Source organism: Pseudonocardia sp. Cha107L01 (genome assembly GCF_052566575.1).
Map to the genome: position 1 here is coordinate 8,430,645 of NZ_CP199579.1, position 20,966 is coordinate 8,451,610.

19 protein-coding genes and 1 riboswitch are annotated in these 20,966 nt (G+C 66.7%); of the genes, 13 read left to right on the forward strand and 6 right to left on the reverse strand.

The genetic code is table 11. From position 1 onward, the window contains the following. Positions 1-163: 163 nt before the first annotated feature. Positions 164-1,498, forward strand: a complete 1,335-nt coding sequence (locus ACTXG6_RS39785; RefSeq protein WP_445184465.1) for an MFS transporter — start codon at positions 164-166, stop codon at positions 1,496-1,498. A gap of 103 nt (positions 1,499-1,601) precedes the next feature. Here ACTXG6_RS39785 and ACTXG6_RS39790 read toward each other — a convergent pair whose 3' ends face one another. Together ACTXG6_RS39790 and ACTXG6_RS39795 are read right to left on the reverse strand one after the other, a co-directional pair. Next, positions 1,602-2,732, reverse strand: a complete 1,131-nt coding sequence (locus ACTXG6_RS39790; protein WP_445190243.1) for an anion permease — start codon at positions 2,730-2,732, stop codon at positions 1,602-1,604. Positions 2,733-3,041: 309 nt separating this feature from the next. Next, positions 3,042-3,953: a helix-turn-helix transcriptional regulator gene (locus ACTXG6_RS39795; protein ID WP_445184466.1), complete on the reverse strand. Its 912-nt coding sequence runs from the start codon at positions 3,951-3,953 to the stop codon at positions 3,042-3,044. Between the two features lie 189 nt (positions 3,954-4,142). Here ACTXG6_RS39795 and ACTXG6_RS39800 point away from each other — a divergent pair, with 189 nt between their 5' ends. Both ACTXG6_RS39800 and ACTXG6_RS39805 read left to right on the forward strand, forming a co-directional pair. After that, complete coding sequence (locus tag ACTXG6_RS39800) at positions 4,143-5,117, forward strand: aldo/keto reductase (RefSeq protein WP_445184467.1); 975 nt, start codon at positions 4,143-4,145, stop codon at positions 5,115-5,117. A gap of 407 nt (positions 5,118-5,524) precedes the next feature. Beyond that, on the forward strand, positions 5,525-5,872 hold the full coding sequence (locus ACTXG6_RS39805) for a VOC family protein (protein ID WP_445184468.1): 348 nt from the start codon (positions 5,525-5,527) through the stop codon (positions 5,870-5,872). Positions 5,873-5,908: 36 nt separating this feature from the next. Here ACTXG6_RS39805 and ACTXG6_RS39810 read toward each other — a convergent pair whose 3' ends face one another. Beyond that, entirely contained in the window at positions 5,909-7,216 is a 1,308-nt protein-coding gene (locus ACTXG6_RS39810) for an ABC transporter permease (RefSeq protein ID WP_445184469.1), read from the reverse strand. 418 nt (positions 7,217-7,634) lie between these two features. On the opposite strand from ACTXG6_RS39810, the gene ACTXG6_RS39815 reads away from it, so the two are divergent. The 6 genes from ACTXG6_RS39815 (at position 7,635) to ACTXG6_RS39840 (ending at position 12,873) form a co-directional block, all read left to right on the forward strand. Further along, positions 7,635-8,339, forward strand: a complete 705-nt coding sequence (locus ACTXG6_RS39815) for an ABC transporter ATP-binding protein (protein ID WP_445184470.1) — start codon at positions 7,635-7,637, stop codon at positions 8,337-8,339. Positions 8,340-8,393: 54 nt separating this feature from the next. Next, positions 8,394-9,113 (forward strand): ABC transporter ATP-binding protein, encoded by a 720-nt coding sequence (locus ACTXG6_RS39820; RefSeq protein ID WP_445184471.1) that lies wholly within the window; start codon positions 8,394-8,396, stop codon positions 9,111-9,113. Positions 9,114-9,906: 793 nt separating this feature from the next. Continuing rightward, positions 9,907-10,341 carry a hypothetical protein gene (locus ACTXG6_RS39825; RefSeq protein WP_445184472.1) on the forward strand — a complete coding sequence of 145 codons (435 nt, stop codon included), beginning with the start codon at positions 9,907-9,909 and terminating at the stop codon, positions 10,339-10,341. Positions 10,342-10,573: 232 nt separating this feature from the next. After that, positions 10,574-10,849, forward strand: a complete 276-nt coding sequence (locus ACTXG6_RS39830) for an ABC transporter permease (protein WP_445184473.1) — start codon at positions 10,574-10,576, stop codon at positions 10,847-10,849. A gap of 27 nt (positions 10,850-10,876) precedes the next feature. Continuing rightward, positions 10,877-11,284, forward strand: a complete 408-nt coding sequence (locus ACTXG6_RS39835) for a nuclear transport factor 2 family protein (protein WP_445184474.1) — start codon at positions 10,877-10,879, stop codon at positions 11,282-11,284. 563 nt (positions 11,285-11,847) lie between these two features. Continuing rightward, the gene (locus ACTXG6_RS39840; RefSeq protein ID WP_445184475.1) at positions 11,848-12,873 is read left to right on the forward strand and encodes an HAD family hydrolase; all 1,026 of its coding nucleotides are present in this window, start codon (positions 11,848-11,850) and stop codon (positions 12,871-12,873) included. Between the two features lie 51 nt (positions 12,874-12,924). Here the strand turns inward: ACTXG6_RS39840 and ACTXG6_RS39845 are convergent, their stop codons facing one another. Together ACTXG6_RS39845 and ACTXG6_RS39850 are read right to left on the reverse strand one after the other, a co-directional pair. Next, positions 12,925-14,373: a glycine hydroxymethyltransferase gene (locus ACTXG6_RS39845; RefSeq protein WP_445184476.1), complete on the reverse strand. Its 1,449-nt coding sequence runs from the start codon at positions 14,371-14,373 to the stop codon at positions 12,925-12,927. A 42-nt stretch (positions 14,374-14,415) separates the two neighbouring features. Next, positions 14,416-14,506: riboswitch (ZMP/ZTP riboswitch) on the reverse strand. Positions 14,507-14,584: 78 nt separating this feature from the next. Next, entirely contained in the window at positions 14,585-14,761 is a 177-nt protein-coding gene (locus ACTXG6_RS39850) for an SDR family oxidoreductase (protein ID WP_445184477.1), read from the reverse strand. A 1,075-nt stretch (positions 14,762-15,836) separates the two neighbouring features. Between ACTXG6_RS39850 and ACTXG6_RS39855 the strand changes: the two genes are divergently transcribed. Together ACTXG6_RS39855 and ACTXG6_RS39860 are read left to right on the forward strand one after the other, a co-directional pair. Further along, positions 15,837-16,586 carry a DUF899 domain-containing protein gene (locus tag ACTXG6_RS39855; RefSeq protein ID WP_445184478.1) on the forward strand — a complete coding sequence of 250 codons (750 nt, stop codon included), beginning with the start codon at positions 15,837-15,839 and terminating at the stop codon, positions 16,584-16,586. 27 nt (positions 16,587-16,613) lie between these two features. After that, the gene (locus ACTXG6_RS39860) at positions 16,614-17,213 is read left to right on the forward strand and encodes a DUF5134 domain-containing protein (RefSeq protein ID WP_445184479.1); all 600 of its coding nucleotides are present in this window, start codon (positions 16,614-16,616) and stop codon (positions 17,211-17,213) included. 103 nt (positions 17,214-17,316) lie between these two features. Here the strand turns inward: ACTXG6_RS39860 and ACTXG6_RS39865 are convergent, their stop codons facing one another. After that, positions 17,317-18,138, reverse strand: coding sequence for a FadR/GntR family transcriptional regulator (locus ACTXG6_RS39865; RefSeq protein ID WP_445184480.1), 822 nt, complete (start codon positions 18,136-18,138; stop codon positions 17,317-17,319). 282 nt (positions 18,139-18,420) lie between these two features. On the opposite strand from ACTXG6_RS39865, the gene ACTXG6_RS39870 reads away from it, so the two are divergent. Both ACTXG6_RS39870 and ACTXG6_RS39875 read left to right on the forward strand, forming a co-directional pair. Then, a complete protein-coding gene (locus ACTXG6_RS39870) occupies positions 18,421-19,272 on the forward strand; it encodes a hypothetical protein (protein WP_445184481.1) in 852 nt (283 codons plus the stop codon). Positions 19,273-19,336: 64 nt separating this feature from the next. Then, positions 19,337-20,794 carry an MFS transporter gene (locus ACTXG6_RS39875; protein ID WP_445184482.1) on the forward strand — a complete coding sequence of 486 codons (1,458 nt, stop codon included), beginning with the start codon at positions 19,337-19,339 and terminating at the stop codon, positions 20,792-20,794. Positions 20,795-20,966: the final 172 nt, after the last annotated feature.

Genomic DNA, 20,966 nt, shown 5'->3' on the forward strand with positions numbered 1-20,966 from the left:
ATAGCCCTGTTTAACGCGCATCCACGGACCGAGGCCAGCTCGTCCTTGACGCCGTGTCGAGCGCTGTTTTAACGTTCGGCGCTGCCATCGACTGTCCTGCATGGAGGACAATATGTCCCGTGGACAGGTTTGTTGGCTCGGAAGGCGAACTCGAGGAGGGCCGGTGCACGACACCGCTGTCGCACGTAGTTCCTGGCGCCAGGGAGTGAGCCGCGACCAGTGGCGCTCGCTGATCGCGGCCAACCTCGGCTGGCTGTTCGACGGGTTCGAGACCTACGCGCTGATCCTGACCGCGAGCACGGTGCTGCGCCGACTCGACCCCGGCGCGCCCGCCGGCTCGATCGCCTTCCTCACTGGCGTCACCATCGCGGTGACGCTGCTGGGCTGGGGAATGGGCGGCATCCTGGGCGGCATCTTCGCCGACTACTTCGGCCGTAGACGCACCCTGCTCACCGCGATCGTGCTCTACGCCGCGTTCACCGGTTTCAGCGCGCTGTCCTGGTCCTGGGCGTCGTTCCTGGTGCTGCGATTCGTCACCGGATTCGCCCTTGGCTCAGAATGGGGCACCGGCACGTCCCTGGTCGCCGAGATCTGGCCGAGCAAGGCCAGGGCAAAGGCCGCCGGGCTCATGCAGTGCGGCCTTGGCCTGGGCTTTTTCATCGCATCGGCGTGCTGGTACTTCATAGCGCCGCTCGGCCCAGACTCATGGCGGTTGATGTTCGCACTCGGCGTGCTGCCGGCACTGTTCGCGCTCTGGCTGCGCCGCTCGGTGCCGGAGTCCGAGCAGTGGGCAACAGCCCAGCGCCGCCGTGCCCAGCTGCGCGATCACGCCGCCAAGTCCCCTGGCCAGCTGTCCGCCGAGGACGAGGCGTACACCCGGTTCACTCTGCGGCAGATCTTCGCGGACCCGAAGCTGCGCAGGCTGACCATCCTCGGCTCGGTGATGTCCCTGGTCACCACCCTCGGCTGGTGGGGCATCTCCACCTGGGTGCCGCTGTACGTCGCCGATGTCGCCGCCCGGTCCGGACACAGTGCCTCGCGCTGGGCCAGCGGAGCAGGAATGATCTACAACGTCGGAGCCATCGCCGGGTACATCGCCTTCGGCTTCCTCGCTGACCGGTTCGGCCGCAAACGCACCGTGCTGTTCTACTTCGCCGGCTCGCTGGTACTGACGCCGGTGCTGTTCCTGTGGACCCACGACCTGCGCCTGATCGTCGCGGTACTCATCGTCAACGGCTTCTTCACACTGGGCCAGTACACCTGGATGCCGGTATGGCTGCCGGAGTTCTACCCGACCCACCTGCGCGGCACCGGGGTGGCATTCGTGTTCAACGCCGCCAGGTTCGTCGCGTTCCTCGGTCCGTTGCTCTCCGGCGTGATCATCTCCAAGCTCGGCGGCTACGGCATCGCCGCGACCGTGGTCGGCTCGATCTACCTGGTCGGACTGGTTGTCGCGCCACTGTGCCCGGAGACCCGGGGCCGTCCGCTGCCGGAGTGACCCTCTCGGCATCACCGAGTGCCGCGGCTCGACACGGGGCCCGGAATGCCCGACGCTGCGCGAGGTCCGTCGCAGGCTAGTTGACTGGCGCGTACAGGTGCCATCAGGGAGCCACCGGGACGGACACCGGCATCAGTGCCGGATGCTCATTGACGTTGCTGGCAGTGACGGGCCTGCGTCGGGACAGACCGAACATGCCCAGCGCCACCACTGCCGCCACCGCGGCGACGGCCGTCATACCTGCCGTGCCGCTGGAGGCGACTCGGGCCGCCAGCGCGCCCACGACGGCCGCGGCGGGCAGGGTGAGCAACCAGGCCAGCGCCATGTTTCGGGCCACACCCCACTGGACGGTGGCCCGACGCCCGGCGCCGGCGCCGAAGATGGACCCAGTGGCCACCTGTGTGGTCGACAGCGCGAACCCCAGGTGGGTCGAGGTCAGGATCACCGCGGCGCTGCTGGTCTCGGCGGCGAAACCCTGCGGGCTCTCGATCTCGCTGATCCGCTTGCCAAGGGTCTGGATAATCCGCCAGCCACCCAGCGCGGTGCCCAGTGCGATAGCCAACCCGCAGCTGGCGATCACCCACAGCGGCGGCCCCGCGTCGGCCGGCAACACGCCGACGGTGATCAGCGTCAGGGTGATCACACCCATTGTCTTCTGCGCGTCGTTGGTGCCATGGGCCAGCGCCACCATCGAGGCCGACACGATCTGCGCGTGCCGGAAGCCCTTCCCCAAAATGCGCTGGTTGCCGCGGGAAGTGATTCGATACAGCACATAGGTGGCTGCCAGCGCGACCGCCCCCGCCAAAATCGGCGAGATCACCAGCGGCAGGAGGACCTTGCTCACCACGCTGGAGAACTTGATCGCATCCGACCCGGCGAACACCCAGGTCGCTCCGATCAGCCCGCCGAACAAGGCGTGCGAGGAACTCGACGGCAAACCCAGCAGCCACGTCAGCAGGTTCCACAAGATCGCCCCGACCAGCCCGCCGAAAATCACCACCGGAGTTATCTTGGATTCATCCACCAGACCGCTGGAGATGGTCTTGGCGACCTGCACCGACAGGAACGCCCCAACGAGGTTCAACACCCCGGCCAGCAGCACTGCAACCTTGGGCCGCAACGCGCCCGTGGCGATCGAGGTCGCCATCGCGTTCGCCGTGTCGTGGAAACCGTTCGTGAAGTCGAACAGCAGCGCAGTCACCAGTACGGCGAGCACGATGACAGACATGCTGATCCTCCAAGAACCTGAGCGTGATCTCGGGCACGCTAATCGACACCCTGCTCAGAGGACCCCGCTTGGCCGCGGTGGCGGGTCGGCCGCTGCGATCAACGTCTTGGTCTACTGGTCTAGAGCCGCGGCGAGCGACCTCCCGAAAAGGCCTGACTCGTCGCATGGCCAACTGTCGTCCAACCAGGCGCCCCTCGCACCCGGGTAAGGGACGGGCATACCCCCGGGGCGCACGGCCAGACACACCCGTAGAAATGCACGGGTGCAGCGCAGGTGGAGATCGTCCAATATCGGTGGGCGGCGACCCGATCTGGCCTAGTCGTCGGGGTTCCGGCTGCTTGTTCCTGCTGTCGCGTTGTTGTTCCGTTGGTTGTCGGCGTTCCAGCTGGCCAGGAGGCGGATCGCGTCGGCTTCGGGGGTGCCGGGCTGGGGGGTATAGACGTTGAGTACCTGGCCGGAGGCGGCGTCGACGCGGAAGTTCTCGTAGGGCAGCGTGACCTCGCCGATGAGTGGGTGCCGGAAGGTCTTCGTGCCGGCTCGGTGGGCTCGCACGTCGTTGGTCGCCCAGCGCGTCCGGAATTCACTGCTGCGGGTCGCGAGTTGTCCGATCAGCTCAGTCAGGGCGGGGTCGTCGGGGTGGCGGCCGGCCTCGATCCGCAGCATCGCCACGGTGTCCGCCGCGATCCGGTCCCACTCGGGGAACAGGTCCCGGGCCCTGGGCTCGTCGAGGAACAGGAAGCGGGCGCTGTTCGGCCGTCCGGGCAGGTCGTACATCGGTGCGAGGAGTGCGTGCCCCAGTGTGTTGACCGCGAGGATGTCGAACCGGCCGTTGAAGACCACCGCGGGTAGGTGGTCCATCGAGTCCAGCAGCACCCGGATTCCGGGGGTGACCAGGTCCTTCGCCGCGCGCCGGCTCCGTTTGCGGGCCGCGGGGGTCAGAGCGGCGAGCAGCCGGTCGAGGTGAGCGCGTTCGTCCTCGTCCAGACGCAGGACCTCGGCGACGGCGTCGACGACTCCGGCGGAGGGCCCTGTTGCCTGACCGCGTTCGAGCCGCACGTAGTACTCCGGGCTGACCCCGGCCAGCAACGCGACCTCCTCCCTGCGCAGGCCTTTCACCCGACGGCGGGTGCCCTGGTGAGGAAGGCCGGCGTCGCTTGGGGTGACCCGAGCGCGGCGGGTGGTGAGGAACTCGCGGACCGCCGCCCGCGCGGCCTCCTTCTCGTCCATGAGATCGAGGGTAGGCCCGGCCCACCTCCCGGACGGGGTCCCTGTGAGTACCCCTTTTCGCAGTGCCTGCCCAGTCGTGGTGAACCGATGTTGGCTGGACGTCGGCGAGATCGAGATCGAGAACCGCCCTCGCCGCTCACCTCTGATGCACCGTCCTTCGACACCCTCGAGAAAGAAACGAGTTCTCCGATGCAGCACGCCACACTCGGGAGCCTGCGGGTTTCCCGGATCGGCCTGGGCGCCATGACCATGGCCGGGACCTACACCTCCGGCGGCGGCCTCGACGACGCCGAATCCATCCGCACCATCCATCGCGCGCTCGACCTGGGCGTCACCCACATCGACACCGCTGAAAGCTACGGCCCGTTCCACAGCGAGGAGATCGTCGGCCAGGCGCTGCAGGGCCGGCGCGACCAGGTCGTTCTCGCCACGAAGTTCGGCATCCTGTCCCATTCCGGTGCCGGCCTGTTCGACAGCAGCCCGGCCAACATCCGAACTGCCGTCGAGGGCTCCCTAAAGCGTCTGCGCACCGACCGGATCGACCTCTACTACCAGCACCGGGTCGACCAGAACACCCCCATCGAGGACGTCATCGGCACCGTGACCGAACTGATCGCCGAAGGTAAGGTCCTGCACATCGGCCTGTCCGAGGCCTCGCCGGACACGATCCGCCGCGCCCGCGCCGTGCACCCGATTGCTGCGTTGCAGACCGAATATTCGCTGTGGACCCGCGACCCCGAGACCGAGTTGCTGCCCCTGCTGCGTAAGTGGGGCATCGGCTTCGTTCCCTATGCGCCACTCGGGCACGGGTTCCTGACCGGCCAGATCCGCACCCCGGACGACATCCCCGACGACGACTGGCGCAAGACCAATCCGCGCTTCCTCGGCGAGGCCTTCGCCGAGAACCTGCGGATCGTGGAGGAAGTACGGAACATCGCGACCGAAACCGGCGCCACCCCGGCACAGATCGCCCTGGCCTGGCTACTGCCCCAGGGTGGGGACATCGCCCCCATCCCCGGCACCCGGCGAGTCGCTCGCGTCGAGGAGAACACCGCCGCCGACGGCGTCGTCCTGACCGTCGACCAGTTGCGGCGGCTCGACACCCTCACACCGGCCACCGGGGCCCGACACGACGAGTTCAACGAGGCCACGATCGACCGCTGAACCCAGCATCGACCAGTGCACCGCAGGATGAACGCGTACTACCGGGCATTGCCACTCTGCGATCCGGGCAAGCCGCAACCGAATCGCCACCCGGGAGACGCGAACGCATGAACACGCCACCATCGCCACCCGGAGCGGAGAGGACTGACGGATCATCCGTCCAGATCGGCGCTCTCGTTCCGCTGACTCGGCCTGGCTGGGTCGAGGCGGGCCAGCACTTGCTCGCTGGACTCGAGCTGGCCGTCAGCGAGGTCAATGACGCCGGCGGGATCGTCGGAAGCCATTTCTTTTGGCGGGTCGCGGGTATTCTTGACTGATCCGTCCAGAACCGGCTATGTTCTGGGCGAATCAGTCAAGAGGCCTCGCAGCTACCGCTGCGGCACATGGGCCGTCCCGAGGAGGTCGCGGTGAGCAGCAATATTCGAGCGATGATCGCGGACGTCGAAGTCGACAACCTTGACGCCGCCATTCCCTTCTATCGCGAGTTGGCCGGGGACGTCGAAGTCAGGCGATTCCCCTACCTCGAGCTGGAGTTGGCATTGGTGGGCCCGTTTCTGCTGTACTCCGGCCCGCTGGAAAAGTACGTGTCACAGACTGCGACCGTCGTCGTCGAAACTTTGAATCCTGTGCTCGAAGCGCTGAGCAAGGCGGGCGGCGAGGTACTGGAAGCCCCGAACGAAGTACCCAACGGGACGCGGATCGTGGCTCGCCACCCTGACGGCTCCGTCTTCGAGTACATGCAACCGCACACATGAACACCGTGGTCACGCCGCCGGGGAACTGAACGGCAATCATTCGTACCGCAGCGCCTCGATGGGTTCGAGCCGCGCGGCGCGCCAGGCCGGGTAGCCGCCGGCGATCAGGCCGATGAACAGGCTGATGGTGAACGCGACCGCGACCGGTGGGACGGACAGCACCGGGTCGAATGTGCTGAGGAACCCGCGGGTGCCCAGCATCGGGATGAGCACCTTGGTGGTAAAGATCAACCCGACGCCCAGCACCGCACCGAGAACGCCGCCGAGGCCGGCCAGAGCGATCGCCTCCATGACGAACTGGGTGAGGATCGCGGAATCGCTCGCGCCGATCGCCTTGCGGGTGCCGATCTCCCGAGTCCGGTCGGTCACCGAGACCAGCATGATGTTCAGCACGCCGATACCGCCGACCAGCAGGGAGATCGCTGCGATCGCCGGCACGAAGTTGGTGATCAGGTTGATCAGGTCGACGAACGTCTTCATCCGGGAGCCCTGGTCCTGCACCTGGAAGTCGGCGTACTTGGGGTCACCGATCTGGTGCCGGTCCATCATCAGCTGGGTGATCTGCGCCTCGACGCCCTTCACCGCGGGTACGTCGGTGCACTTCACCACGATCGAGCTGATCTCATCGCCGCCGTCGCCGTAGCCGAACACGCCGGAGCGGGCAGCCTTCATCGGCATCACGATGGCGTTGTCGCCGGCCTTGCCGTAGGACGGCATCAGCCCGATGACCGTGAACAATGCATGGCTGAGCCGCAGCGTCCCGCCCAGTGCCGCGGTCGGGTCCGGGCCGAAGAGCGCGGTCGCGATGTCCGGGCCGAGCACCGCCACCTTCGCGCCGGATCGCGCCTCCTGCGGGCTGAAGAACCGTCCGACGGACACCGCCTTCTGATTTGCGGACAGGAAGTTCGCTGTGGTCCCGGTGACCGAGGCCGAGGTGAAGTGCGCGGACGGGACGGACGCGGTGACCGCCTTGGAGATCTGGCCGGCCGCCCCGGTGGATGCCCCGGTGACCTGCGGGACCAGCTCGGACACCCCCGGAACCTTGGCGATGGCCAACTCGTCGCGGTCGGTCAGCGGCTTCGCCGGTGGGCCGCCGGGGATCGGTGACACCTTGGGCACCACTGTGATGCTGTTCGCGATCGGTGCGATGGCCGCGTTGACCGAGTTGCCGACGCCCTGACCGAACGAGGTCAGCAGGATGACGGCGGCCACCCCGATGATCAGTCCGAGCATGGTCAAGCCGGAACGCAGCTTGTTCGAGCGTAATGCTCGGAACGCGATGGACACGATGTCTCGCATGATCACTTTACTGGGGCCCTCCCGGTCCGGTGTGGCGGCGACCATATTGATGTCCGCTGTCCGCAACCTGTGAACCGGCTGGGAGCTGCCTGCCCCCGCCTACCGCGTTCCCGCCTGCACCTCATCGCCCGCGACTTTCGATACATCAGTCGGGCGGCTCGCGATAGTCAGGCGCCCGACCTGCGTACACGACGTTGCGGGCGCCGATTTCGCGGGGTGCGGTCTGTGATTGAGACAACCTGTGCGCGACTCATAAGTAATTCCTAGTTTTTCTTACGCGCGACACTCTTTCTCATTGTCTCAGCAATTTCTCAGCGCCGAAACGCACAGGTAGTTCTTAAGTACGCGCATCAGTCCCGGTGATCCCAGTGATCTCTCAGTGGCGATCACCTATTGTCGTACTTGGATGCGGTGAGCAATGACGTGGATGCGGTGAGTGACGGCACTTCGACCGAGGAGTGGGATGATCCAGCTTGAGGGCCTGACCAAGTCCTTTCGCATGGCCGAGGGTGAGATGACGATCTTGCACGGCATCGACCTCACCATCGCGGCCGGGGAGATGGTCGCCATCATGGGCCCTTCCGGTTCCGGCAAGAGCACGCTGATGAACATCCTGGGCTGTCTGGATGCCCCGAGTTCCGGCCGGTACATGCTGGAGGGCACCGATGTGACCAAGCTGTCGAAGAGCAAGCTGGCCAAGACGCGGGGTCAGCGGATCGGGTTCGTGTTCCAGTCGTTCAACCTCATCCCGCGCACCGACGCGATGCGCAACGTCGAGCTGCCGTTGGTCTACAACGGGGTGCGCAGCCGGCGGGCGAAGGCGAAGGCCGCGTTGGAGCGGGTGGGGCTCGGGAGCAGGCTGCGTCATGTGCCCAGTGAGCTCTCGGGTGGCCAGAAGCAGCGCGTCGCCATCGCCCGGGCGCTGATCAACGACCCTTCGATCATTCTGGCGGACGAGCCGACCGGTGCGCTGGATACGAAGTCGACCGTCGAGATCATGGAGCTGTTCACCGAGCTGAACGCCGCGGGCTGCACCATCGTGGTGATCACCCACGAGGATGAGGTCGCGGAGTACTGCACCCGGCGGGTGTGGTTGCGCGACGGGCTGATCCGCAGCGACGACAAGGTCCAGAACCGGCGGACGAAGCTCACCACGGTCGGTGCTTGAGTGGGTCCGTCGCGCGCGTAGGCGGCGGGTCGAGACGCAGGGAGGGATCAACGGATGATCCGACTTGAGAAGGTCAGCAAGGTCTATCGCACCACTGACCACGACACCATTGCCGCGCTGCAGGGCGTCGACCTGACCGTCGAGCCCGGAGAGATGGTCGCCGTCACCGGGCCCTGCGGGTCCGGTACCAGCACGCTGATGAACGTCCTGAGTTGCCTGGACCTGCCCAGCGACGGACGCTACCTGCTCGACGGCGCCGACGTGGCCAGGCTGTCGAAGCGTGCACTGGCCAAGATCCGCGGTCGCAAGATCGGGTTCGTGTTCCAGTCGTTCAAGCTCATCCCCAACTCGAACGTGCAGCACAACGCTGAGCTCCCGCTGCTCTACACGCGGGCGAAGGTCCGCCGCCAGCGCGCTCGGGTCGCGCTCGACCGGGTCGGGCTCCGGGGCCACTACGACGACAATCCGGTCGAACTCTTCGCGGCCCAGCAGCAGAAGGCTGTGATCGCCCGAGCTCTGATCAACGACCCGGCGATTCTGCTGGACGATGAACCCACCGGTGACCTCGATGCCGACTCAGCACGCCAGGTCATGGAGCTGTTCGTCGAGCTGAACGAGGCGGGCTGCACGGTGATCTATTCCACCCACGATGAGGACACGGTGGCCTACGCGAAACGGGTGGTGCGGTTGCGCGCGGGACGCGTTGTGAGCGATCAGGCAAACAGGGCACGGCGTCGGCCACGCCACAATCCACCGCAACTCCGAGCAGTGTAGTACCGGACAGGCACAGCTCTGCCGTATGTCGATTGGCGCGTCGATTCCGCGCCTCGCTGTCGGCCATGTCGATCTCAGGTAACTCAAAGCCGTGAGTGGCACCTATCGGATTTTAGATTAGCATCGCTAATTAGAGCGGGAAGTGAAGCGCGATAAGGATCGGAGTGGGGGTGGGCTGCCGTGTCAGATGATCCCGATTCCGCGGTGAGTGCGCTTCGTCACCTCAAGGAGGACTTGGTCCGGACAGTAAGGTTGCCCCCGGTTGACAGCGTGGTCGCTCGGGCCGCGGGTATGAACCGAGCTAATACCGCGGCGACCGCCGCTGTTCTGACAGTTGGCGCGCTCGGTGCGGTCACGGTTATTGCCCAGTCTGCCCTGTCGGGGGGTGTTCCGTTACCTGCCGCGGAGGCGTTCGCGCCCGCTCTTACCTCGCCGGCGATATCTCGCCCCGGCTCGCCCCTGGCGGCTCGGATCCTTGAGCCGAATCAACGTCTGGTTCGACTCAAACCGGGCACGCCGACACCGTCGGGGGCCTCATCAACTGTTCAAGGGCTCCTGGCCGTCCCGGACGACGACCACATCAATCCCGCCGACGAACTGCCGTGGTCGGCCCCGAAGTTTGAGGATGGTGATGACAGGAGTCAGAACCGAGACGACCCCGACCGCCATCACCACGGGGACCGAACAGGGGGCGGGGGCGCACGTCCCAACCGGCTACCCGACAGTCGCCTCATACCCTCGGCGAAGCAACACTCCGACCCGCGTCGCGGGAATCGATCCCCGCGACCAGGGGGTGAGCACGCTGGTAGTGGGCACGATGGCGGCGGGCACAGCGGTGGTGGCGGACACGGCGGCGGACACGGCGGCGGTGGCGGGCACAGCGGTGGCGGTGGACACGGCGGCGGCGCACACGGCGGCGGGCACAGCGGTGGTGGCGCACACGGCGGCGGGCACAGCGGCGGCGGTGGGCACGGCGGCGGCGGTGGGCACGGCGGCGGCGGACACGGCGGCGGCGGGCATAGCGGTGGCGGCGGGCACGGCGGCGGCGGCGGACACAGATGAGTCCGTGATCGTCACTGAAAGATCACCGGGGACCACGCGACGGATGTGCATTCTTTACAATTTCCTGATGGCTTCGCCGCTGAGAAATTATTGGGATCGAGATGTCTCGATCATCACATCATTAAGATCCACCTATGAATCACCTATTAATCGCGCGCGCGCCTGACCATCGTATCGCCAGGCGGCTGGCACTTCGGCCTCGGGCGCGCCTGCTACCGGGCACTACATGCCTGGTTTTGAGCGAAGTTCTCAGTGAGTTCATCTGGATCAGAGATTTCTCAGAGTCTCCCTTTACGGCCTGCCAATCGTCCTTCAGTGTGTACAGGTAGGTGCGCCTAAGCGCGCCGGAGTCGGGGGCCACGCCGGTCTCGCTAATCTGTTCGACGAGGTACCGTCCCATGATTCTGCGTGAGATATTAGTTATCGCACTTCGCGGGTTGCGCGCGCACAAGATGCGTTCGGGTCTGACGATGCTCGGGCTGATCATCGGTGTCGCCGCCGTCATCTTGCTGACTTCGTTCGGGCAGGGAGTTGCGGGCTCGTTTTCCGGCGCGTACTCGACGGTCTTCCGCCACGCTGATTTCCGATCAGCGGCGGTCAAGATCGCGACCACCGAGTACGCCGCCCCCGTGTTGTCGTCGCTAAGGTGTGCACGAGGTCTCCGGTACTGCTGATCTTCTCGGTCGATGATGAGGAAGATAATGACTCGTGACTCCGAGACCCGGGCCCGGATAGAGGAGCACTGGAAGGCCTCCGAGCTCGGGGACATCGACACTGAGCACGCGATCTACGCCGCGGACGCGATCTTGGACTACCCCCAGTCCGGGGAGCGCTTCCGGGGCCGCTCGAAGATCCAGGCGCAACGTGGCGGACACCCGGCCGAGCGCCATTTCACCATCGCCCGGATCTCGGGCAGCGGTGACCTCTGGGTGAGTGAATGCGTGATCACCTATGACGGCGCAACCACCCACTCGGTGAGCATCATGGAGTTCACCGACGGTCTCGTGACGCACGAGACCCAGTACTTCGCCGACCCCTTCCAGGCGGCTCCCTCGCGAGCGGCTCTGGCCGAGCCGATCCCGGCGAGTGTGGCTACCGATAAGCGCTGACGAGCCCGGCGAACGCGTCGAGCGTGCGCAAGGTCTCGCCCTCGGGCTGGGTCGAACGGCGCGGTGATCGTCTACGAGATGCTGATCGACGACGTGGTCGGTCCGGAGTCCATGGTCGTCGGCCTGAAGTAGCTGCTCGCACAGCACGCTCGGTTCGATCGCGGCGGTCGCGACGACCGCGCACTCCCCCACCCCCCGGGCCCGAGATTTGCGCCGCTCCCGCCGCGCTCGGGCGATGCCGTGAGTTGCGCAATATGCACCTGTTGCGCCCCTTGTTACTGTCGTCGCAAATTGGCTCCGCGGGGGGTACGGGATGCGCGACGTCCGACGAACAACCATGGCCGCCGTCGTCTCGCTCCTCGCAGCAATGGCGCTTGCCGGCTGTGGCGGTGGCAGTGGCGCCAAGCCGGACGGGACTCAATGTCGCAAGTTGGACCCGGGCCTGACCTGGTACGGAGACGTTCGGCAGAAGTTGCAGACCGCGATCGACGCCCATAGTTCTTGTACCGGGACGTTTTCCGCCGCCGGCTCCGGTAGCAATCTTCGACTGGGACAACACGGTCGTGAAGAACGACATCGGCTACGGCACCAATTACTGGATGCTGCGCAATGACAAGATTCTGCAGCCGGCAAATCAGGACTGGAAGACGACCGACCGCTATATGACGGACGCGGCGGCAGCGGCCCTGAAGGCGGCATGCGGCACCGATGTGCCCGCCGGCGAACCGCTGAAGACGAGCACCAACACCGCGTGTGCCGACGAGATCGTCGCGATCCTCGATGACAAGACTCGCGCCGGCCAGCCCGCATTTGCCGGCTACGACGCGCGCCGGCTGATCGGCTCGTACTCGTGGGGCACCGCGTTGTCGGCGGGCTATACGGCCGATCAGCTCGCCGAGTTCGCCGACGCCACGAAGAAGGAGAACCTCGGCGCGGTCGAGGGTGCGACGCAGACTGTCGGATCGCAGCAGGTCGACGGCTACATCCGGGTGTACCCGCAGATCAAGGACCTGATCGGCACGTTGCAGGCGAACGGCATCGACACCTGGGTCGTGTCGGCTTCCCCGGAGCCGATCGTGAAGGTATGGGCCGGCGAGGTCGGCGTCGACGCGAACCACGTCGTCGGCGTCCGCAGCGTGTACGAGAACGGCAAGCAGACCACTCATCTGCAGGGCTGCGGCGGTGTTCCCGACGGCGACGACTCGGTCATGACCTACGTCGACGGCAAGCGTTGCTGGGCCAACCAGGCGATATTCGGGGTCAAGGGTCCGGCGGCGTTCGAGCGGCTCCCCATCGAGCGGCGCCAGATCCTGGCGGCCGGCGACTCGGTCACCGATGTCACATTCGTCGGCGATGCCACCGCCGTGCACCTCGTGATCAACCGCAACAAGCCGGAACTGATGTGCCGTGCCTACGACAACGCCGACGGCAAATGGCTGATCAATCCGATGTTCATTGCCCCGAAGAAACAGGTCACGGACCCTTATCCGTGCTCGACGACGGCATTGACGAAGTCGGACGGCACTTCGGCTCCGCTGCTGCGCGACGATGGCAGCGTGGTACCGGACCTGAAGGACACTGTCAGCTGAACCGCGCCCATCTTGACGTGCGCGGCTCTATTCCGGCGCGCCAACTCCGCGTCAGCCGAGGTCGATCTCCGGGTACAGCGGGAAGTCGGTGAGCAGCTCGGCGGCGCGGTGGGAGATCTCGTCCGCGATCTTCGGGTCCAGGATGTGCTGGGCCTTGGACGGCGCGCCCTTCGAGGTGGTGCCGGGCTCGGTGGTGGTCAGCACGCGGTCGATCAGGCCGGCGATCTCGTCCATCTCGGTGGTGCCGAGGCCACGGGTGGTCAGCGCGGGCGTGCCGATGCGGATGCCGGAGGTGTACCAGGCGCCGTTGGGGTCGGCCGGGATGGAGTTGCGGTTGGTGACAATGCCCGAGTCGAGCAGGGCGGACTCGGCCTGGCGGCCGGTGAGGCCGTAGGAGCTGCCGACGTCGATCAGGTTGAGGTGGTTGTCGGTGCCGCCGGTGACCAGGGTGGCACCGCGTCGGATCAGGCCCTCGGCGAGGGCGCGGGCGTTGTCGACGACAGCCTGGGCGTAGTCGCGGAACTCGGGGCGGCGGGCCTCGGCGAGCGCGACCGCCTTGGCGGCCATGACATGCGGGAGCGGGCCGCCGAGGACCATCGGACAGCCGCGATCGACCTGGTCTTTGAGGGAGTCGTCGCACAGAACCATGCCGCCGCGCGGGCCGCGCAGCGACTTATGGGTGGTCGTGGTGACGATCTGGGCGTGCGGGACCGGATCGAAGTCGCCGGTGAGTACCTTGCCGGCGACCAGACCGGCGAAGTGCGCCATGTCCACCATGAGCGTGGCGCCGACCTCATCGGCGATCTCACGCATGATCCGGAAGTTCACCAGGCGGGGGTAGGCGGAGTAGCCGCCGACGATGATCAGCGGCTGGAACTCGCGGGCGGAGTTGCGCAGGGCCTCGTAGTCGATGAGGCCGGTGCCGGGGTCGGTGCCGTAGGAGCGCTGGTCGAACATCTTGCCGGAGATGTTCGGGCGGAAGCCGTGGGTGAGGTGGCCGCCGGCGTCCAGGGACATGCCGAGCATGCGCTGGTTGCCGAAAGCCTGCCGCAGCTCGGCCCAGTCGGCGTCGGAAAGGTCGTTGACCTGGCGGACGCCGGCCTTCTCCAGAGCCGGGGCCTCGACGCGCTGGGCGAGGACGGCCCAGAAGGCGACGAGGTTGGCGTCGATGCCGGAGTGTGGCTGGGCGTAGGCGTGCTGGGCGCCGAAGAGTTCGCGGGCGTGCTCGGCGGCGAGGGCCTCGACGGTGTCGACATTGCGGCAGCCGGCGTAGAAGCGGCGGCCGACCGTCCCCTCGGCGTACTTGTCGCTGAACCAGTTGCCCATGGCCAGGAGAGTGGCCGGGGAGGCGTAGTTCTCGGAGGCGATGAGCTTGAGCATCTCGCGCTGGTCGGCGACTTCCTGGCCGATGGCGTCGGCGACGCGCGGCTCGACGGCGCGGATCACGGCGAGGGCGCTGCGGAACGCGGTGGATTCGGTGGAGAGGGACTGCTCTGACATGTCGGCCTCCGGACGGCGTGTCGTACATGGCGTCACGATTCACGGTTCGGCCCAGGCGCACGGCACAGATTCGCACTCCGGGCCGCTCCCCGATGGTCGATCCCATCCCAGCGCGCCAGTCACGGCCCGCCCGGCAGCCTACCTTGAGCCGGTTGCCACCCGATCAGTCGAGATCTGCTGCCCCGTGCACGTGGGCGTCCGACCTGATGAATTACTCGCTGGTGGCCAGGTGCGGAGCCTTGAACGGCCAGGTGACGCCGCCGTCCACCGGCAGCGCGACGCCACTGACATAGCGGGCTTCGTCCGAGACCAGCCAGGCGACGGCGTCGGCGATGTCGCGCGGCTCGACCCACGGGGGATCACCGCGGCGAGCATCGTCGACCTCCACCCCCGCCCGGACCTCGCCTTCCGCCTTCAGGTCGACACCGGCGGAGCAGCTGACAGGACGCAGAGTGTCAATCCGGGTCCTCGCTGGCAGCGCCCTCAGCCCTCACCAGCTTCCGCCGCCAGACTTGTTAGGTTTGATAATGAACCCAACGGGGAGAAGTAGCTGATGAGAGGTGCGTGACGAGATGCGACGCTTGCTCGCTGGACTGGCCGCCGGAGTTGCCACACTGTCACTGGTGGTGCTGGGCGCCACTGCCGCCGCACCGACCCCCGTCGCCGCTCCCGCCGCCGCCGCCGGCGCATGCCCCAGCGGCACAACGTCGACGCCTGACGGGACCGGCTGTATCCCAACCCAGTAATCCAGTTGTTCCGCGGATCCACGGATACGACGAGTCTCCGGTTCGCCGGATGATCCGTGACGATCGCGGCCTGGTCGTCAAGGACTCCGCGCGCTCGCGTGTCCGTCGGCCCGATCTGGGCGGACGAGCGGCCCGGCACGACAGCCCGACAGCCGTCACGGCTATCACTATGAACCGCTGACCAGCGCAACATCGGTGCCAGGCCGGTAACCGCGGCACGCCCATGCGACAGAGCATCGACCGGATCCGGGACTGCTCAGCCAAGGTGCACGCCGAACCGCTGGCCGACCGACCCTGGCCCACATGCTGGCCGAGGACTACCGGTGACTGCGGGTACCGACGCTGAGGGTACGGCTTGTCCGGGGCCCAGCCGCTCGAGGCGTTCCTGTCCGCGCTGCGTACGACCCCCGAGCGCGTAGACGCACAAACATGGATTCGAGAAATTCAGCGATGGTCCGTCTCGTCTAGTGCGGCTTGACTGAGTCTCATGCCAACGGACGCGCACACCCACGAACTCGCCCTAACACTGGGCGCGTATTCGTAGGTTGACACTTACGTAAGCGCTGACCTACATTGCTGGTCATGCTCGCCGCACCGGACACCGTGGTCGAGCCACGCCGGCGGGAGACCCAGCCGGACCCCGGAGAGCCGCGGCGCAGGAGCGGGACCGAGCCAGCACACGACTTTGGATCTGAACCGGAAGGTGGACAACTCGCAGTGAAAACACCGCCGATCGTGTCGTCGCAGGAGTGGGACGCCGCCCACCTGCAGCTACTGGCGAAGGAGAAGGAGTTGACCCGCGCCCGGGACGCGTTGGCCGCCGAGCGCCGGCGGATGCCGTGGCTTGCCGTGGAGAAGGAGTACGAGTTCGACGGACCGAAGGGCAGAGCGAGCCTGCTCGACCTGTTCGAGGGTCGTCGACAGCTGGTGGTCTACCGCGCCTTCTTCGAACCCGGCGTGTTCGGCTGGCCCGACCACGCCTGCCCAGGTTGTTCCATGATCGCCGACCAGGTCGCCGACGTCGCTCACCTGAACGCCCGCGACACCACCCTCGTCTTCGCCTCACGCGCGCCGCAGCCAGACATCGAGCGGGTCAAGGCACGGATGGGCTGGACGATGCCCTGGTACACGATGACCGGTGACCCTGACAATGCCACCGACAGCGCCTTCGACGCCGACTTCGGTGTCAACGAATGGCACGGTACGAACGCGTTCTTCCGCGACGGCGACAGCGTGTTCCGCACCTACTTCATCAACAACCGAGGCGACGAGGCACTGGGGACCGCCTGGAGCTACCTCGACATGACCGCGCTCGGCCGCCAGGAGGAGTGGGAGGACTCGCCCGAGGGCTACCCCCAGACCGCACCGTACGTGTGGTGGAACTGGCACGACGAGTACGCCAAGGCCAGCGGCCCGTCGGATGAGTACCTCAGCCAGGTGGAGCGCGGCGTGCAGGCGTTCCAATGATCGGGCCGGGTACCGGGAGGTAGCAGGATGCCTGGCTGGCTCGGCGTCGGACTGGCCGCCGCATTCGGGCTGGTGGCGGTGCACCGCGGCCTCCGCCGTGACCTTCCCGGCTCCGTGGCCGCGGCGGGCATGGCCGTGATGTCACTCGGCATGGCTGGCATCGGCACGGCCGTCGTGCACGGGCCGTGGTGGGCCGCCTGGTTCGCGGCGGTGGCGGTCTGGCCGCTGGTCATACCGCCCAGTGCCGGCGTGTGCGGCGGACCGCTGGCCCATCTGCTCGGCGGCGTCGCGATGATCTACATGTGTGCGCAGCCCTTGATGCGGACGATGGGTGGCACCGGGCCCGGGCCGACCGCTGAGACGGTCACGCTGGTCCATGCCGGCCACCACGCGATGGCCGGCATGGGCCCGATCGACCTGCCAGGAGGGCCGATGACCGCCCCCGGCCCTCTCGGCGAAGCGCTGGCCCTGCTCGGCTGGGCACTGGCCTGCTACTTCCTGCTCGGCACGGTCACAGCGCTGACCCGCCGCGATGGCGGCGGCGCATTGATCGCACCCCGGCTCGCGGTACTGGGCGAGGCCATCATGGGTCTCGGGACCGTGGTCATGCTCGTCGCTTCCACCTAGCGTCCTGAGTCCCAGCGGTCCTTGGCCCCCTCGGCTGCAGTGAATCGGCGCGCGGCCAGCCCACACACTCCGAGCGGTGTCCGGAGCCGCACGCGGGCCGGGCTCATCTGCTGGGCATGCCGCCGAGGGTGACGTTGACCCCCAGCCAGGCTGACAGCAGGTTGATGAGCCCGGGGTCTGTCTCCTTGAGCTGCTTGGCGCGAGGCGAGGACTGGGTCCGCTTGATGACCTTTGCGTGGTAGTCGCGGACGAGTTGGACAGCCAGGGCTGAATCCCGGTGCGCGATGGCCTCGACGATGTCCATCCGCGCCCCGTGCAGGGATCCGGCGACCCGCCGCCAATCCTCCGTGCTACCGCCGGAGAGTTCGACGGCGAGCCCGATCTGCATGTCCGTGATGAATCGGCACAGGGCGGCGAGCAGCGGGTTGTGCGAGATCGCGGAGAGGGTCACGAAGTAGTGCTTCAGGGCCGCCGCGGCCGACTCCACATCGACGATCTCCGCCGCCTGATCGGCCGCTGCCCGCAGTCCGGCTATGTCTTCGTCGGAGGCGCGCTCCACGGCCTGCTCGACCGCATAGGCGTTGAGCGCTCCCAACAGACCCAGGACGTCGCCCGCCCCGGTCTTCTCGAACTGGACGACGGAGGCGATGGACATCGCAAGCATGGCGTCACCACGTGCGGTGACGGTGGTTCTACTGCCGTTACGGGTGTTGAGCAGCCCCATGGCGGTCAACACCCGAACAGCTTCCCGGACGGTCGGACCGCTCACGTCGTAGTGGCTCGCCAGCTCACGTTCGGAAGGCAGCTGGACGCCATCAGGCAGTGCGCCGCTCAGAATCTGGCCTCGCAGATCGTCCACGATCTGGTCGGCCACCCGGCCGCGGTACAGCTTCACGGATGGCTGCGACATCGGCATGGTTCGCATCTCCTCGGCTCCCTGCCCCGGACTCGAAGGGCCCACCGCGGCGGTCGTCGCGTCGTCGCGAGCAACTCCGACCGGTGATTCTCAATCGTAAAGCTACTTGGTAGGTAGCGCCAAGCTGACACACAGCTGCAACCGACACCCTTCCTCTCAGTATGAGCTCATCACTCATCTTGTTGCAAACCTACCAAGTAGGTAGGCTCGAACGAAGATCGAAAGCCATGGCGCGGCGGTTCCCGCGTCCGAACGGCAGACACAAACCGAGAACCCAGACGGAGGACTGACATGAAGGTCGCACCATTCGATGAATCCGCGTTTCACCTGGACCACCCGAAGGGCACGGTGTCCTTCAACTACCTGCTCATGGGAGGTTCGCCCGAGTCACTGGAGAACTACCGCTACATCCTCGGCCGCCAGGAAGGGGACTTCCACATGCCCCGGCACCGGCACACCTTCGAGCAGATCCGCCTGCCGCTGGTGGGCGACATGAACCTGGGTGAGCAGGGCATCCTGCACGAAGGTGAGATCGGCTACTTCCCGGAGGGCCAGACCTATGGCCCCCAGGACGACCCTCTGGGCGACGCCAAGCCGGGCGAGCGGCTGCAGTTGGTCCTGCAGTTCGGTGGAGCTTCCGGTTTGGGAATGTCCGGCGGTCGCGGCCGAGGACCGGCCTCGCGGCGCCCGGCGGACGAACGACCGGAACGTCGGTCGATCAAGTTCCCGAGGCCCCGCTACCGGAATGTGGTCGTCATCGACCCCGAGCAGTTCAACTGGCTGCCGCTGCCGGACGTGTCCGGCGTGGAGCGGAAGTACGTCGGAGCGTTCACCGAGCGCGCCTTCTGGATCGAGATGATCAAGATCGACGCCGGAGCGGAGTGGGTCTCCACCTGCGAGGACGCCCGCCGCCTGATCGTCGCTCTCTCCGGCGCCGCCACGGTGGACGACACACCGATCGGCCGGCTCGCCGCGATCCAGGCCGACGCTGGTGACAAGCTGCGCGTCGCCGCCACCGAGGAGACCGTGCTGTACCTGGTCGGTCTGCCCCCGGTCCAGCTGCCGAGCGCTCCGTCGGAACAGTTCGACGTCATCGAGAGCCAGGGCGCGATCCAGTTCGAGAACCCGAAGGACGCCGACTGACCGAATTCACTGTGGACTCGACGCGGAAATAGTGGTGCCCATGGAAAAATCGGTGGAAAAATCGGTGGGAAAATCGACCGAAAGGCTCTCTCAGAACGTCGATCCCGGACGGCGAAACGCACTACTGATCTGCCTCGTCGCCGGATTCATGACCCTACTCGACGTAAGTATCGTCAACGTCGCACTGCCATCGATGGAACACAGCCTGGACATGTCCACCACCGACGTGACCTGGGCCGTCGCCGGCTACGCGCTGACTTTCGGGTTGACACTCGTGCCAGCCGGTCGCCTGGGAGACGTATATGGGCGCAGGAAGCTGTTCCTCACCGGGCTCGCGCTGTTCGCCGCCACCGCGGTGATCTGCGGGGCCGCGCCGAACGCCACCGTGCTGATCGTCGGCCGGCTCTGCCGGGGCGTCTCGGCCGGCCTGCTCGCGCCGCAGGTCATCGGCCTGATGCAACAGATGTACACCGGCCCGAGGCGGGGCAAGGCCCTCGGCTACTACGGCGCGACGGTCGGCCTGTCCACCGCGATCGGACCACTGCTCGGAGGCATCGTCCTGCAGGTTTTCGGAGTGGCTGAGGGATGGCGGTACGTGTTCTACCTGTCGATACCGGTCGTCCTGGTGACTCTCGCCTTCGGGTACCAGGTGCTTCCCGCGGATCAGCGGGGCGGCGTCCGCCACACGCTCGACCTCTTGGGCGCGCTCCTACTCGGGCTCGGCGTACTGACCATCATGCTGCCACTGCTACAGGCGACCGGAGTCGATGCGCAGCCCCGATTCTGGCTGTTCGTCGTGGGGGCCGTATTGCTGGTTGTCTTTGCCTTCCGGGAGCAACGTCTCAGCGCGCGCGGCGGACACCCGCTGGTGGACCTGAAACTGTTCACCATACGCAGTTTCTCCATCGGCACCGTGGTCGCGGCGGCATTCTTCTCCGGGTTCACCAGCATATTTCTGGTCATCTCACTGTTCCTCCAACAAGGGCTCGACTACTCGGCGCTACAGGCCGCGCTGTCGATGTTGATCTTCACGGTCGGCTCCACCGGCTCGGCGATCATCGGTGGTCGAATCGTGCACCGCGTCGGGCGGCGGCCGGTGCTGATCGGCAGCGCGGCGGCAACACTCGGGCTGACCGCGTTGGCCTTGCTGGCGCACAGCTGGACCGGCCCGAACGCCGCGCTAGTACTTGCCGCGCCGCTCCTGGTCGCCGGCTGCGGATGCGGTTTCGTCATCGCGGCGAACCAGACACTCACCCTGCGCGGGATAACCCGCCATGCCGGTGTGGCCGCCGGGGTCTACGAAACCGGCCAGCGGATCGGCACGGCACTCGGCACCGCACTGTCGGGAGCGCTGTTCTTCGGCGAGCTGGCCCGAACGGGCGGGGACTACCACGCCGCGGCCGGGCTCGGCCTGACCAGCTCGGCGGTACTGGTCGGGATCGCTTTCCTCATCACCCTGGTCGACATCCTGCGGCCGGTGCGCCGTGCCACCTCGGCTGATCTCGAAGTCGGTCCCAGATAGTCCCTACTCGCCCCCAAGCTCCCCGGCTAACTTCCTTCAGACGCCGCGGCTCTCCCCCGGGCGCACGACGTCAGGCAGCCGGCTGTTCCCCCTTCTCGGAAGGAGACTCGATGCGGGCCAGCGCTCGGCCGCTGATCCAGGAAATCCCGGTGTCGGGACCTGAGTCCGGGCC